Source organism: Streptomyces sp. NPDC002446, assembly GCF_053595675.1.
Genome location: NZ_JBSFYC010000050.1, coordinates 25,499 through 40,394 on the forward strand (window position 1 = coordinate 25,499; position 14,896 = coordinate 40,394).

At 72.4% G+C, this 14,896-nt stretch carries 11 protein-coding genes and 1 pseudogene; 8 read left to right on the forward strand and 4 right to left on the reverse strand.

The features are described from left to right. Nucleotides 1-344 precede the first annotated feature (344 nt). The 3 genes from ACWD6P_RS25290 (at nucleotide 345) to ACWD6P_RS25300 (ending at nucleotide 5,965) form a co-directional block, all read left to right on the forward strand. Complete coding sequence (locus ACWD6P_RS25290; RefSeq protein ID WP_451446452.1) at nucleotides 345-2,219, forward strand: serine/threonine-protein kinase; 1,875 nt, start codon at nucleotides 345-347, stop codon at nucleotides 2,217-2,219. A gap of 166 nt (nucleotides 2,220-2,385) precedes the next feature. Beyond that, nucleotides 2,386-4,062, forward strand: a complete 1,677-nt coding sequence (locus ACWD6P_RS25295) for a succinic semialdehyde dehydrogenase (protein ID WP_451446453.1) — start codon at nucleotides 2,386-2,388, stop codon at nucleotides 4,060-4,062. 85 nt (nucleotides 4,063-4,147) lie between these two features. Further along, nucleotides 4,148-5,965, forward strand: a complete 1,818-nt coding sequence (locus ACWD6P_RS25300) for a GMC oxidoreductase (RefSeq protein ID WP_451446454.1) — start codon at nucleotides 4,148-4,150, stop codon at nucleotides 5,963-5,965. A 57-nt stretch (nucleotides 5,966-6,022) separates the two neighbouring features. Here ACWD6P_RS25300 and ACWD6P_RS25305 read toward each other — a convergent pair whose 3' ends face one another. Together ACWD6P_RS25305 and ACWD6P_RS25310 are read right to left on the reverse strand one after the other, a co-directional pair. Further along, the gene (locus ACWD6P_RS25305; protein ID WP_451446455.1) at nucleotides 6,023-7,090 is read right to left on the reverse strand and encodes an LAETG motif-containing sortase-dependent surface protein; all 1,068 of its coding nucleotides are present in this window, start codon (nucleotides 7,088-7,090) and stop codon (nucleotides 6,023-6,025) included. Nucleotides 7,091-8,040: 950 nt separating this feature from the next. Then, nucleotides 8,041-8,349, reverse strand: a complete 309-nt coding sequence (locus ACWD6P_RS25310; RefSeq protein WP_451446456.1) for a chorismate mutase — start codon at nucleotides 8,347-8,349, stop codon at nucleotides 8,041-8,043. A gap of 253 nt (nucleotides 8,350-8,602) precedes the next feature. Between ACWD6P_RS25310 and guaA the strand changes: the two genes are divergently transcribed. The 3 genes from guaA (at nucleotide 8,603) to ACWD6P_RS25325 (ending at nucleotide 11,861) form a co-directional block, all read left to right on the forward strand. Beyond that, nucleotides 8,603-10,186 (forward strand): glutamine-hydrolyzing GMP synthase, encoded by a 1,584-nt coding sequence (guaA, locus tag ACWD6P_RS25315; RefSeq protein WP_451446457.1) that lies wholly within the window; start codon nucleotides 8,603-8,605, stop codon nucleotides 10,184-10,186. A gap of 113 nt (nucleotides 10,187-10,299) precedes the next feature. Next, nucleotides 10,300-10,884, forward strand: a complete 585-nt coding sequence (locus tag ACWD6P_RS25320; RefSeq protein ID WP_451446458.1) for a Uma2 family endonuclease — start codon at nucleotides 10,300-10,302, stop codon at nucleotides 10,882-10,884. Between the two features lie 89 nt (nucleotides 10,885-10,973). After that, nucleotides 10,974-11,861 (forward strand): 2-hydroxy-3-oxopropionate reductase, encoded by an 888-nt coding sequence (locus ACWD6P_RS25325; RefSeq protein ID WP_451446459.1) that lies wholly within the window; start codon nucleotides 10,974-10,976, stop codon nucleotides 11,859-11,861. Nucleotides 11,862-11,978: 117 nt separating this feature from the next. Here ACWD6P_RS25325 and ACWD6P_RS25330 read toward each other — a convergent pair whose 3' ends face one another. After that, nucleotides 11,979-12,461, reverse strand: coding sequence for an SRPBCC family protein (locus ACWD6P_RS25330; protein ID WP_451446460.1), 483 nt, complete (start codon nucleotides 12,459-12,461; stop codon nucleotides 11,979-11,981). 280 nt (nucleotides 12,462-12,741) lie between these two features. Here ACWD6P_RS25330 and ACWD6P_RS25335 point away from each other — a divergent pair. Continuing rightward, nucleotides 12,742-13,530: pseudogene (locus ACWD6P_RS25335) on the forward strand (class II aldolase/adducin family protein); the annotation flags it as partial. A gap of 89 nt (nucleotides 13,531-13,619) precedes the next feature. Here ACWD6P_RS25335 and ACWD6P_RS25340 read toward each other — a convergent pair. After that, the gene (locus tag ACWD6P_RS25340) at nucleotides 13,620-14,378 is read right to left on the reverse strand and encodes a bestrophin-like domain (protein ID WP_451446461.1); all 759 of its coding nucleotides are present in this window, start codon (nucleotides 14,376-14,378) and stop codon (nucleotides 13,620-13,622) included. Here ACWD6P_RS25340 and ACWD6P_RS25345 point away from each other — a divergent pair. Then, entirely contained in the window at nucleotides 14,377-14,535 is a 159-nt protein-coding gene (locus ACWD6P_RS25345; RefSeq protein ID WP_451446462.1) for a hypothetical protein, read from the forward strand. The two genes, ACWD6P_RS25340 and ACWD6P_RS25345, sit on opposite strands and share 2 nt — an antisense overlap. The last annotated feature ends 361 nt before the right edge of the window (nucleotides 14,536-14,896 follow it).

The window sequence follows — 14,896 nt, forward strand, 5'->3', positions numbered from 1 at the left end:
CGGCTCGTCCCGTACGGCTGCCTCACTGTGTCAAGGACGGCCGGAGAGCCGGTGGAGGTTCCACCCCGTGTGTCGTGCGGGACGAATCGTGTGTTCAGCACACCCGGCGCGGTCAGGGTGCATGGGGTGGCCATCTCCGCCCGGAACACGGCCTCTTGGGCCGTATGGCGGGCCTTGTGCGCCCTTATCCCGCGGCCGCGGGGAGCCCCTGTCGCGGCGGCCGTCCTCGTGCCGCGGCGGCCTGTGCGGGGCGGTGGGCCACAGCGTTCCAGGTCAGCGGTGTCGCGGCCGCTCCGTGGGGTGCCGCCCCCGTTGCGCGGGCGCCGGTGCGGCAAGATGGAGCCATGGGGATCTTCGGGGGCGAGGGCCGACTGATCGGTGGCCGGTACCGCCTGGGAATACGGCTGGGCCGCGGTGGCATGGGTACGGTCTGGCGGGCCACCGACGAACTGCTGGGACGCCAAGTCGCCGTCAAAGAGCTGCACTTGGACGAGATGGCCGGGCCCGAGTCGCGGGTGCAGCGCGAGCGGGCGATGCGCGAGGCGCGGACCGTCGCCCAGATCAAGCACCCCAATGTGATCGTCGTCCATGACGTCGTCGAGCAGGACGGCCGGCCCTGGATCGTGATGGAGCTGGTGGAGGGCCCGTCGCTGGCCGACCGGCTGCACAGCGGGGGACCGGTCGCACCGCGCGAGGCGGCCAGGATCGCCGTGGCGCTGCTCGGCGCGCTGCGCGCCGCCCACACCCGCGGGGTGCTGCACCGCGACATCAAGCCCGCCAACGTCCTGATGGAGTCGGGCAGCGGCCGGGTCGTGCTCACCGACTTCGGCATCGCCCAGGTCCCCGGCGTCACGACGCTGACCGACGCGGGCGGCTTCGTCGGCTCGCCCGAGTACACCGCGCCGGAGCGAATGGCCGGGCGCAGCGCCGGCCCGGAGGCCGACCTGTGGTCCCTGGGGGTGCTGCTGTGCGCCGCGCTCAGCGGTGAATCGCCCTTCCACCGCGACTCGCTGGGCGGTGTGCTGCACGCCGTCGTGTACGACGAGATCGAACTCCCCGAATCCGCCCGCCCGTTGGACGCCGTCGTCGGCGGCCTGCTGGAGCGCGATCCCGAGCGGCGGCTGGGCGTGAGCGAGACGGAGCAGCTGCTGCGCGGCTATCTGCAGTCGGGCCGCGCCCCCGAGCGCGGGGCGGGCGGGCACGGCGGGTTCGGCCCCCTTCGCGCCGCCGGGGCCGCGGGGCCCGCCGCCGGGGCCGCGGCGGGCGGCCCGGGACGACCGCCCGGCCCGCCACCGCACGCCCCCGCGTCCGACGGCCCCGGCGGCGGTCTGCGCGGCGAACACCCGCCCGCCGAGGACCTCGCGGCCCCCGGCACACCGCCGCTCCCGTCGCCCGGCCCCGGCCCCGGCCCCGGTCGCGCGCCCGCCGGTCCCGCCGCCGACCCGCCCGCCGGCCGCAGCGGCGGCCGGGCCCCGGGCCTGCCGCTCCGCGACGCGCTCGACGAGCGGGCGCTGGCCGCCGCCGCCCGCCCGCACACCGGCCGCACCCGCACCGTGCTGCTGACCGCGCTCGCGGTGGTGGTGATCGGCGGCGCCGGCGCCGGCGTCACGGCCCTGCTGATGAACCAGGACGGCACCGACGGCACCAAGGACAAGAGCGGCCGCCCCGGCCACTCCCAGCAGGCCTCGCACGACGGCCCCACGAAGAGACCCGGCACCCCGGCCCCCACCGTCCCGGTCACCTCCGCCCCCTCCCCGGGCAGCACCGAACGGATCCCGGCCGGATACAGCCTGGTCCGCGACCCGGTCGGCTTCGCCCTCGCCGTACCGGAGGGCTTCACCCGCTCCTACGAGAACGACCGGGTCTACTACTACTCCCAGGGCAAGCGGTTCCGGATCGGCGTCCAGCTGCAGCAGCCGGTGCCGCAGGGGCCGATCGGCGCGATGCGCACGGCCGACGCGCGGGGCCCCGCCAACTACCGCGGCTACCGCGAGGGACAGGTCACCGAGACCACCCACAACGGACTGCAGGCCGGGCTGTGGGAGTTCGTCTGGGACGGCAGCACCCAGGACGGCGGCTCGCGGTACACCTACGACCTCAGCTGGGACGAGGGCGGGAAGATGATCGACGTCTGGATCTCCTCGCCGGTCGCCTCGCGCACGGAGGCCAAACGGCACTTCGACACCGCGATCGACGCGTTCCAGCTGACCGGGGCGTAACGCCGGACGGGGCGGCGGCCGCAGCGTCCGGCGGGGCGCCGGCACTCGCGGTCGTCCCAGACCAGAGCCCTTGCGGCCAGCGGACACTGGCGCGATGGTGCGTGCCGTGCGAAAACCTATTACTGCCGGGTACACAAAGCGTCCGGGGAGGAATACCCTCGCCGACATGACGGACTCGCAGGACACCGGAACCTCCCCCGCTCCCGGCTCCGCCCGAGCGGGCGGCGCCCCCAGCTCCGCCCTTGCCAAGGCCCCCGAGGGCGGCAACCCGGTCGCGCCCGCCCCGGCGGGCGTCCGCACCGCCGCGGAGGTGGTCACCCCCGAGGTCGCCGCACGGCTGACCCGCGGCGTGGTGGGCAGCGGACGCACCGCCAACCACACCCCGTTCACCGGTGACAAGCTGGCCGACCTGCCGCAGTCCACCCCCGAGGACGTCGCCACCGCCTTCGAGCGCGCCCGCGCCGCCCAGAAGCGCTGGGCCAAGGTCCCCCTCAAGCAGCGCGCCGCGGTCCTGCTGCGCTTCCACGACCTGGTGCTGCGCCGCCAGGCCGAGGTGCTCGACCTGATCCAGCTGGAGACCGGCAAGGCCCGGCTGCACGCCCACGAGGAGCTGCAGGCGGTCGCCGTCGCCGCCCGCCACTACGGCCGCCGCGGCCCCGCCTACCTCCGCCCCAAGGGCCACACCGGTGTCGTACCGACCCTCACCAAGGTCACCGAACTCCGCCAGCCCCGCGGCGTCGTCGGGCAGATAGCCCCCTGGAACTACCCCTTCGAGCTGTCCGTGGGCGACGCCCTGCCGGCCTTCGCCGCGGGCAACGCCGTCGTGATGAAGCCCGACACGGAGACCGCGCTGACCGCCCTGTGGGCCCGCGAGCAGCTCATCGAGGCCGGGCTGCCGGAGGACGTCTGGCAGGTCGTGATCGGCGAGGGCCCGGTCGTCGGCCCCGCCGTCGTCGCGCACGCCGACTACGTCTCCTTCACCGGCTCCACCCGCACCGGCCGCGAGGTCGCCCAGGGCGCCGCCGCCCGCCTGGTCGGCGTCTCCCTCGAACTCGGCGGCAAGAACGCCATGCTGGTGCTGCGCGACGCCGACGTGGACAAGGCCGCCGCCGGCGCCGTCCGCGGCTGCTTCTCCTCCGCCGGCCAGCTGTGCATCTCCATCGAGCGGCTGTACGTCCACGAGTCCGTCGCCGACGACTTCCTGGAGCGCTTCGCGGCCCGTACGAAGGCGATGCGGCTGGGCAACTCCCTCGCGTACGGCGCCGACATGGGCTCGCTGGTCGGCGAGCGCCAGCTGGAGACCGTCACCCGCCATGTCGAGGAGGCCGTCGCCAAGGGCGCCAGGGTCGTCGCGGGCGGCAGGCCCCGCCCGGACATCGGCCCGTACTTCCACGAGCCCACCATCCTGGACGGCGTCGAGGCCCCGATGGCCGTCTGCGGCGAGGAGACCTTCGGCCCGGTCGTCTCCGTCTACCGCTTCAGCGACGAGGACGAGGCGGTGGCGCTGGCCAACGCCACGCCGTACGGCCTCAATTCCAGCGTCTGGACCAGGGACGGCCGGCGCGGCCGCGCGATCGCCGCCCGGCTGCGCACCGGCACGGTCAACGTCAACGAGTCCTACGCCGCCGGCTACGGCAGCGTGCAGTCGCCGATGGGCGGTATGGGCGACTCGGGCCTGGGCCGCCGGCACGGCGCCGAGGGCATCCTCAAGTACACCGAGGCGCAGACCGTCGCCCACCAGCGGCTGATGCCGCTCGCGCCGTCCTTCGGGATGACCGATGAGAAGTACGCCCGGTTCATGACCAGCAGCCTGCGCGCGATGAAGGCGCTGCGGCTGAGGTGAACGGCCCGCGGCGGCCCAGCCACCCTCCCCCCGCTCCCGGCTCCTCCCGAGCGGGAGGTACCCCAGCGACCAGCAGGGAGAGCCAGTGCCCCAGGAGAACTCCGCCCACCACCAGGACCCGGCGTCCGACGGCTACGACTACGACGTGCTCGTGGTCGGCTCCGGCTTCGGCGGTTCCGTCTCGGCCCTGCGGCTGACCGAGAAGGGCTACCGCGTCGGCGTCCTGGAGGCCGGGCGCCGCTTCACCCGCGAGACGCTCCCCAAGAACTCCTGGGACCTGAAGAACTACCTGTGGGCCCCGGCGCTCGGCCTCTACGGCATCCAGCGCATCCACCTCCTGGGCAAGGTGATGGTCCTGGCCGGCGCCGGGGTCGGCGGCGGTTCGCTCAACTACGCCAACACCCTCTACGTGCCGCCGAAGCCGTTCTTCGACGACCCGCAGTGGAAGGACATCACCGACTGGCAGGCGGAGCTGAAGCCGTACTACGACCAGGCCCGGCGGATGCTGGGAGTGCGGCTCAACCCGACGATGACGCCGTCCGACGTCCATCTCAAGGCGACCGCCGAGGCGATGGGCGTCGGCGACTCCTTCCACATGGCGCCGGTCGGGGTGTTCTTCGGCGACGGCGACGATGCCGACGGCGGGGCGAGGACCGAGCCCGGAGGCGAGGTCGCCGACCCCTACTTCGGCGGCGCGGGCCCCTCCCGCAGGGCGTGCACCGAGTGCGGCGAGTGCATGACGGGCTGCCGCCACGGCGCGAAGAACACCCTCAACGAGAACTACCTCCACCTCGCCGAGCGCGCCGGGGCCGTCATCCACCCGATGACCTCGGTCGTCGCGCTCACCGAGGACTCCCGCGGCGGCTTCGCCGTCAAGACCCTGCCGACGGACAACAAGAAGAAGGGCGCGGGCCGCACGTTCACGGCCCGCCGGGTCGTCCTCGCGGCCGGCACATACGGCACCCAGACCCTGCTGCACCGCATGAAGGACAGCGGGCTGCTCCCGTACCTCTCCGGCCGGCTCGGCGCCCTCACCCGCACCAACTCCGAGGCGCTGGTGGGCGCGCAGACCGACAACCGCCGCTACCGCAGGCGGCACGGCGGGGCGAAGGCCGACTTCACCAGGGGCGTGGCGATCACCTCGTCGATCCACCCCGACGAGAACACCCACATCGAGCCGGTCCGCTACGGCAAGGGCTCCAACTCCATGGGCAGCCTGACGGTCCTTCAGGTCCCCTACCGCCCCGCCGGACGGGTCGCTGCCTGGCTGGGCAACCTGGCCCGCCACCCGCTCCTCGCGGTGCGCTCCCTGTCCAACCGCCGCTGGTCGGAGCGGACCATCATCGGTCTGGTGATGCAGTCCCTCGACAACTCCCTGACGACGTACCGCAAGCCGAAGGGCCCCGGCAAGGGCCTGCTCACCGCCCGCCAGGGCCACGGGGCCCCGAACCCGAACCAGATCCCCGAGGCCACCCGGGCGGCGACGCTGCTGGCCGAGGAGATCAACGGCTTCGCGGGCTCCAACATCGGGGAGCTGGTGGGCACCCCGCTCACCGCGCACTTCCTCGGCGGCTGCCCCATCGGCGACTCGGCCGGCACCGGCGTCATCGACCCCTACCACCGCCTCTACGGCCATCCGGGCATCTCGGTCGTCGACGGCGCCGCGGTCTCCGCCAACCTCGGCGTCAATCCGTCGCTGACCATCACCGCGCAGGCCGAGCGCGCGATGTCGCTGTGGCCCAACAAGGGCGAGCCGGACCCGCGGCCCGCGCCGGGCGAGGCCTACCGGCGGCTGGCGCCGGTCGAGCCGGTGCGCCCCGCCGTCCCGGCCGGGGCCTTCGGCGCGCTGAAGCTGCCGTTCGTGCCCGTCCCGGCCGTTCCCCCCAGGAAGTCCCGCACCTAGCGCGCGCACGAGGGGCCGCACCCGGCACGCCGGGTGCGGCCCCTCGCCTGCCACACGTTACGCGGCGGCGCCGGCCGTCTTGCGGCGGCGGACGACGAAGATCGCGCCCGCGCCCACGACCATGGCGACCCCGCCGACCATGGCGATGGTCGGCAGCGCCGAGGAGGAACCGGTCTCGGCGAGCTTGCCGGTGACCGGGATCTGCTTCAGCTCACCCTGCGGGGCGGCCTTGTTGCCCTTGACCTTGCCCGGCTTGCTCTTGGCCGGCGGCACGCTGCCCGGCTTGCTGCCCGCGACCAGGATGTCGAAGTCGTACTGCGCGACGTCCGAGAAGCCGCAGACGTCGTCCTGGTTGTGGTACGCGCCGATGGTGAACGCGAAGCCGTAGCTGCCCGGCGTCTTGGCGTCGACCTTCAGACGCAGCTTGGCGTCGGCGTACTCACCCGGCTCCAGACCGTCGACGGAGGCGAAGTAGCCGTCCTCGTCGGTGATGGACTCCCAGGAGCGGGCGTCCTCGTCGTACCACTGCACCGTCAGCAGCCCGGAGACGTCGTCGAAGTCGTCGTTGCTGATACCGGCCAGCGCGACGTACGCGTCGACCGACTTCATCGCCTTGTCGGACGTGTTGGTGGCGCGGAAGGTGAAGTTCTTCCAGCCGGAGCCGGCCACGACCTTGCTGGGCAGGCCGCGCAGCTCGGTGCTGATCGCCATCTCGTCCGACTGCGAGGCGCAGGTCGGCTCGTCGTCCGGCTTCTGGGTCGGCTTGGCGGTGGGCTTGGCCGAGGTGGACGGCTTGGGGGAGTCGCTGGGCTCGGCGTCGCCGCTCGGGCTCGCCGGGGCGGACGGCTCGACCTCGTCACCGGTGCCGGTCTCCTGGCCGGGCTCGGTGCCGTCGCCGGGCTCGGTGTCCTCGGCCGGCGTGGTCTCCTCGCCGGCGGCCGGGGTCTCCGGCTGCGTGGCGGTGTCGTCCGTCTGGTCCGACTCCGGGGTGCCCGGCGTCGGCTCGGCGCTCACGCTGGTGTCGGTGTCGGTGCCGGTCGCGAACGCGGCAGGTGCCGCCAGCAGGGCGGCGGGGGCTATGACGGCCGTCGTGGCGGCAGCCGTCAAGGCACGGCGAAGCTTCATCGAGAAGACCTCTCGGGGTCCAAAGTGCCCTTGAGGGGCACACGTTGGTAGCGGGCCGTCGCGGTGGGGCGCGGTGTGGCCGTGCGATTGCACGTACATGACCGGCCATGGCTGAAAAAGGTTGTTCAACGGCAGGGAAATCTCGCCGTGACGCCGGTCACACACCTCGCAGCTGCCGCACAGCTGCCGCACGGCGCAACCACAGCCGATGCACAGCCCGATCAGGAGCGACGGATGTGCGCCCCCCTTGCGCCCCTCCATAGCGAAGGGCCCCGGATACCGTCCGCGAGGGGGGTGCGGACGGCCACGGGGCCCTTGGCTTTCGGTGCCGGCGTCAGGGCAGCGCCGGCACCGACGGGCGGCGCTGGGGGGGGGGTAGCGCCGCTGGCTCATGGGTGGTGCTCGATGGTGCGCGCCCTCGGTGGTCGGACCAATGGCGGCGCCAAGGTCCTTCCTTACCGGGAGCGGTAGGTCGTTCGTCAAGCATCGTCCTGGATGCGCCTCACCTGGCGCAACCGTTTCGACCGGATGCGGTCGGTCCCGGGCGTCCCCAGGACCGACCACCCCATCGGATGTGACCGGGCTGCTGTCCCCTGCTGACCGGCCACGGCACCGGAGCGAGGTCCCACGACGCGGACCGCGGCAAGCGGCCGGTGTCTCATCGCTCCGGTCTTCCGCCCGTGGGGCGGCGTCTACGCGTAGTCCTGCAGGCCGCGCCTGGCTGGCGTGGCACCGGGAACAACGAAGCCCCGCGGCGGCCGGTCACGCGCCGTACGGGTGAGTCGGCAACCGAACTCAGATCCGGCAGCTGCGCCGGGCGCGCGCTCCCTTGCCGTGCGCCCTGCCCATACCCGGCGCCCCGCCCGTACCCGGCCCGTACGGCACAACCGACCCAACACCGACCAAATCCAGCCACTCGGACCGGGTGCGCCCGGGCCGCGCCCGCTGTCTCAGATCTGGCCCCGGGACAGCTCCAGCAGGGTCATCGCCAGCGCCGTGCCCGGCTTGCCGAGCTGGTCGCGGTAGTGGGCGAGGATCTCCATCTCGCGGGAGAGGTTCACCCGCCGCCCGCCCGAGGCGATGCGCTCGCGCTGGATGACGGCCGAGACGGCCATCCGCTCCTGGACGAGGCCGATGATCCGGCCGTCGAGATCGTCGATCCGGCGGCGGGCGCCGGTGATGATCCCGGCCGCCTCGGGGGTGCGCGCGCCGGTCTCGGGGACGGCGGAGGGGGCGGTGGCGGCGGTGTCGGTGCTCATGTCCGTATCTCCTGGGGTGTGCGGCCCCGGAGCCGGCAGACGGTCCTGGCAGACGCAGACGCCCCGGACCTGTGCCGGTCCGGGGCGCCTGGGAAGTTTGCTCGTCAGTGGATCAAGCAGCACGACCATGGCAGCCGGACGGGCCGGTGCCATAGGTAAAGACGAAGGTCAGCTGCTTGGACATGGCGCTCAGTATGAGCCCGTTAGAATCGAAAGTCCAACCCTTGCTCCACACCGCCGGAAGGCCGCCGAAGTGCCATCAGCGCCCCCTGCCGCTGCCCCGGACGTCGTCCTCGTAGTCGACTTCGGCGCACAGTACGCCCAGCTCATCGCCCGCCGCGTCCGTGAGGCCCGGGTCTACAGCGAGATCGTGCCGTCCACCATGCCGGTGGCCGAGATGCTCGCCAAGAACCCCGCGGCGATCATCCTCTCCGGCGGCCCGTCCTCGGTCTACGCCGAGGACGCCCCCTCCCTCGACCGCTCCCTCTTCGAGGCCGGTGTCCCGGTCTTCGGCATGTGCTACGGCTTCCAGCTCATGGCCACCACCCTCGGCGGCACCGTCGACAACACCGGTGCCCGTGAGTACGGCCGTACCCCGCTGACCGTCACCAAGCCCGGCTCCACGCTCTTCGAGGGCACCCCCGCCGAGCAGTCGGTGTGGATGTCCCACGGCGACGCGTGCAGCGCCGCCCCCGAGGGCTTCACCGTCACCGCGTCGACCGACGTCGTCCCCGTCGCGGCCTTCGAGAACGACGAGAAGAAGCTCTACGGCGTGCAGCACCACCCCGAGGTGATGCACTCCACATACGGCCAGCAGGTCCTGGAGCACTTCCTCTACCGCGGCGCCGGCATCCAGCCGTCCTGGACCACCGGCAACGTCATCGAGGAGCAGGTCGAGGCGATCCGCGCCCAGGTCGGCACCAAGCGCGCGATCTGCGGCCTGTCCGGCGGCGTGGACTCCGCGGTCGCCGCAGCCCTCGTGCAGAAGGCCATCGGCTCGCAGCTGACCTGCGTGTACGTCGACCACGGCCTGATGCGCAAGGGCGAGACCGAGCAGGTCGAGAAGGACTTCGTGGCGGCCACCGGTGTCGACCTGAAGGTCGTCGACGCCCAGGAGCGCTTCCTGGCCGCCCTCGCCGGGGTCTCGGACCCCGAGGAGAAGCGGAAGATCATCGGCCGGGAGTTCATCCGGGTCTTCGAGCAGGCCGAGGCCGAGATCGTCGCCGAGGCCCCGAACGACCAGCCGGTCAGGTTCCTGGTGCAGGGCACGCTCTACCCGGACGTCGTCGAGTCCGGCGGCGGCACGGGCACCGCGAACATCAAGTCCCACCACAACGTGGGCGGCCTCCCCGAGGACCTCGAGTTCGAACTCATCGAGCCGCTGCGCAAGCTGTTCAAGGACGAGGTCCGGATGGTCGGCGCGGAGCTCGGCCTGCCCGACGAGATCGTCCACCGCCAGCCGTTCCCGGGCCCCGGCCTCGGCATCCGCATCGTCGGCGAGGTCACCCGCGAGCGTCTCGACCTGCTGCGCGAGGCCGACGCCATCGCCCGCGAGGAGCTGACCGCGGCCGGCCTGGACCGCGAGATCTGGCAGTGCCCGGTCGTGCTCCTCGCCGACGTCCGCTCGGTCGGCGTCCAGGGCGACGGCCGCACTTACGGCCACCCGATCGTGCTGCGCCCGGTCTCCTCCGAGGACGCGATGACCGCCGACTGGACCCGTATGCCGTACGAGGTCCTGGCGAAGATCTCCACGCGCATCACCAACGAGGTCGCCGACGTGAACCGGGTGGTGCTGGACGTCACCAGCAAGCCGCCGGGGACGATCGAGTGGGAGTGATCTCCCCCTAGCGTCAAACACAGCGCCGTCGCTCATTCGTTTGGGCGGCGGCGTTGTCGTTCCCGCTCGGTACGCTGTCGATACGGCCCAGAATCCCGTCCATGGGAGGACTTATGACCGCTGAGATCGCGCACCACTGGCCGGTGCCGCCGCAGGACGGTTACACCGTGGACGACCTGCTGACGCTGCCCGACCTCCCGCCGCACACGGAGTTGATCGACGGGAGTCTGGTTTTTGTGAGTCCGCAGCGGAATTTCCACAGCACCGTGGTCGACTTGCTGGTGAATGGCCTGCGCCGCACCGTGCCGCCCGAGCTGAGGGTTCGGCGGGAGATGACGGTGGTGATCGACAAGCGCAACGGCCCGGAACCGGACGTGCTGGTCGTGCGTGCCACATCGGTGCGCAACCAGCATCAGACCTACTACCAGGTCAGGGACGTGATGCTCGCCGTCGAGGTGGTCTCACCGGAGTCCGAGGCCCGGGACCTGGACACCAAGCCGCACAAGTACGCCAATGCGGGGATCCCGTACTTCTGGCGCGTCGAGATGGCGGGTCCGGACGAGCGGCCGGTCGTCCATGCCTTCGAGCTCGACAGGGATGCGCGCCTCTACAGCTCCGTCGGGGTTCATCACAACCGGCTCAAGCTCTCCGCCCCCTTCGACATCGACATCGACCTGACCGCCATCGACGAACTCTGACGTTGACGTCGGTGACCGCGCCCCACATCATGACTTTCGTATAGCGACATCGTGATTTCGTTAAGCGAAAGAAGAAGTGGGGCGCCCCTATGGCCACCATCGCCTTCATCGGCCTCGGCATCATGGGCAGCCCCATGGCCGTGAACCTCGCCAAGGCCGGGCACAGCGTCATCGGCTGGAACCGCAGCTCCGGGCGGGCGGACGCGCTGGTCGCGGCGGGCGGCACGGAAGCGGACACGATCGCCGGGGCGGTCCGCGACGCCGATGTCGTGATCACCATGGTCCCGGCGTCCGCGCAGGTCGAAGCGGTCGCGTACGGCCCCGACGGCATCCTGGCCAACGCCCGCGCGGGCACCCTCCTCATCGATCACTCCTCGATCACCCCGCAGACCTCCGTCGACCTGGCCAAGGCCGCCGCGGACAAGGGCATCCGGGTGCTGGACGCCCCCGTGTCGGGCGGTGAGGCGGGCGCCGTCGAGGGCGTGCTGTCGATCATGGTCGGTGGTGAGCGGGCGGACTTCGACGCCGCACGGCCGGTCTTCGACGCGGTCGGCGCGACCGTGGTGCACTGCGGACCGCACGGCGCGGGCCAGACGGTCAAGGCCGCCAACCAGCTGATCGTCGCCGTGAATCTGCAGGCCCTCGCCGAGGCCGTGGTCTTCCTGGAGAAGTCCGGCGTCGATCTGCGGGCCGCCCTGGAGGTCCTGGGCGGCGGCCTGGCCGGGTCCACGGTCCTGGCCCGCAAGAAGGACAGCCTCCTCGCCCGCGACTTCACCCCCGGCTTCAAGCTGGAGCTCCACCACAAGGACATGGGCATCGTCACCGACGCGGCCCGGACCGTCGGCGCGGCCCTGCCGGTGGGCGCCGTGGCGGCCCAGCTCATCGCCTCCGCAGTGGCCCGCGGCGACGGCGCGCTCGACCATTCGGCGCTGCTGCGCGGAGTGGAGGCGCTGAGCGGGTACGGGCGGGAGGGCTGAGAGGCCGGGAGGCCTGACGGACCTGGGAGGCCTGAGGGGCCCGGGGACCTGAAAGGCCCGTCCGGCGGCTCGGCCGGGCGTGGCCCCGGCTCGGCAGCCCCCCGTACGCCCGCCGCTTCAGTCCCGTACGGCCGCCGCCAGCCGCTGCAGCGTCGTGGCCATCGCCGGGCCCATCCGCCTGGGGTAGCCGGGGAGTTCGATGACGAGGCGGGGGAGGCGGGCGCGGGACCAGTCGTAGGTGTGGGTGACCCGGGTGGTGGGACCGGACGCCGGGTCCGCCGCGTCCGTCACGGGCGTCAGCTCGTAGCGCCAGCGCTGCCCGCCGACCAGGCGGCGGCCGCGGAGTTCGCCCCAGGTCTCCCAGGCGATCAGCCGGTCCTTCTCGTACTCCACCACGGCGTTCACCGAGCGGTAGGCGATCCGCCCCTGCGCCATGCCCATGCTGAACCGGTCACCGGGACCCAGCGGCGAGGGGCCTTCGGGGCGGCCGCGCAGCATGCCCGAGCCGTCCAGTCCGGCATGGCGTGCCGGGTCCCGCAGGACGGCGAAGATCTGCTGGGGTGTGGCGCCGATGTCCCGGCTGACCGATATCGACCGCATGGTGTTCTCCTCTGGTGCCGTTGACGTTGCCGTTCCCGGTGCTGCTGCCTGCTGCTTCCTGCTGCCGTACGCGGTGCCGTGACGCAAAGCCCGCACGCGGAGCCCGCACGCGGAGTCCTCGGTGCCGTCCTCGCACGGAGAGCCGTCACGGAGCCGTCACATGGTGTCCTCATGATGCCGCCGCGGCCCAACCGGGCCTGCCGCGGCCCTGGTTACCTGCGGTAGTGGAGGGTAGCTTCCGCCTCGCGCACCACGTGCCGCACGTGCCAGGAGGAGAGCCGCGATGCCCGAACCCACGCCCATACCCACCGACCAGCTGCACTTCGCGATGCCGCCGGCGCACCGGACCGTCGAGGACGAACGGCGCCACCGCAAGGAGCGCCTCGTGGTGGCGCTGCGGCTCTTCGGGCGCTTCGGCTTCGAGGAGGGCGTCGCGGGCCATATCACCGCGCGCGACCCGGAGTTCCCCGACTACTTCTGGGTCAACCCCTTCGGGATGTCGTTCACACTGATCACGATCGGCGATCTGATCCTGGTCAACGCGCAGGGCAAGGTCGTCGAGGGCCGCTACCACGTCAACCAGGCCGCGTTCGCGATCCATTCACAGGTCCACCAGGCCCGCCCCGACGTCGTCGCCGCTGCCCACAGCCACTCCACGTACGGCAGGGCGCTGTCCGCCCTCGGCGAGCTGCTGGACCCGATCACCCAGGACGTCTGTGCCTTCTACGAGGACCACGCGCTCTACGACGACTACACGGGCGTGGTCGTCGACGAGGAGGAGGGCCGCCGGATCGCCACCGCCCTCGGGCCGCACAAGGCCGTCATCCTGCGCAACCACGGGCTGCTGACGGTCGGCGACTCGGTGGACGCGGCGGCCTGGTGGTTCCTCACGATGGAACGGTCGTGCCAGGTCCAGCTGACCGCGAAGGCCGCCGGCAAACCGGTCCTGATCGACCACCGCAACGCCGTCCACACCCGCGAGCAGCTGGGCAACGACCTGGTGGCCTGGATCAACTACCAGCCGCTCTACGAGCAGATCGTGCGGAGCGAGCCGGACCTTTTCGGCTAGCGGAGCGAGCCCGACCTCTTCGGCTAGCGGACGGCCGGGCCGCACCGCGGCCGGTGCCCTGCGAGCGCCGGCCGCGGTGCGAGAAGCGGTCACAGACGGGGGAACAGGTCCATGAACGGGTCCGAGCTCGCGGTGATGCCCCGGCTGAACGGCGAGTCGAAGTCCCAGACCAGGAACAGCAGGAAGGCGATCAGCGCGCTGAACAGCGCCGCCATCAGCAACTCCCGCGCCGAGCGCCGGATCTGCAGGGTGAACACCACCCCGATGGAGATGGCGCCGCCGATCAGCAGCCCGAACCACACCACCCCCGGCAGCGTCGAATCGGCCGCGTCCGCACGGGCGGAGCGCGCCCCGTCCGCCACCGCGACCTGATCGACGAGCGGCTGGTAGGACTGCCCCTCGAAGTCGTTGGCCGGGTGGTAGTCGGTGACGTCCGCCCGCACCTTCGCCAGCAGATCGTCGCCGCGCCCGGTCAGCTCGCCCTGTTCGGACATGACCTGCCACTCCTTGTGCACGACGTGGGAGACGTACGCGTCGACGTCCGAGCGGATCCGGTCCCGCACCGGCGCGGGGTAGGCCCGCGCCCGCACGCTGACCTCGTGCAGCGCCTGCGCCTCGGTCCGTACGGTGTCCTCGGCCGCGCTCCTGGCCTCCCAGACACCGGCGATGGCAAGACCCAGAACGATCGCGTACACCACCCCCACCATCATCGTCAGATACTCGATCACATCGGGCGTTTCGGTCGGGTCGTCGTCCTCGCTGATCCGGCGCCCCCTGAGGACGGTGATCAGCAGTACGACGCCGCAGACCGCGGCCATGGCGATGCCCAGCACCAGCCATTGCGACATGGGGACCTCCTACGAGGAACGGCGCCCGGCGGAACCGGACGAGGAGCTCGAACGGGGACGGAGGGCGGCCGCGGCCAGCACGGCCGGAGCGGTGATCAGCAAGGTCGTGGTCACCATGGAGCGCCCCTCGCGGGGTGGACGGGACGCCCGCGCATAGCTGCGGGGCAGGGCCGGCGCGGACGGTGCCGGTTCGTGCAGGAGCTTGGGCGGAGGCGGCGGAGGCGGCGGGGGTGGCGTGGGGCGGGCGCGGGGAGCGGGCGGCGGAGGCGGAGGCGGCGGTGGCGGGGGAGGGGGCGGCGCGGGCCGTGGTGGCGGCGCGGGCGGTGGCGGCGGGGGTTTCGGCGGCCGGTGACGGTGCGTCGGTGCGGGCGAGGGGGCGGGCGGGCGCTTTGTCGCGGTGCACGGGAAGTGCCAGCCGCTCGGCATGGGAAAGCCGGTCGGTACGTCCACGGGCGGAGTGGTCCCGGCGAAGGCGCAGTTGTCACCGGCGGGCGGCCGGTGGTGCCGGCCCTGGGCGG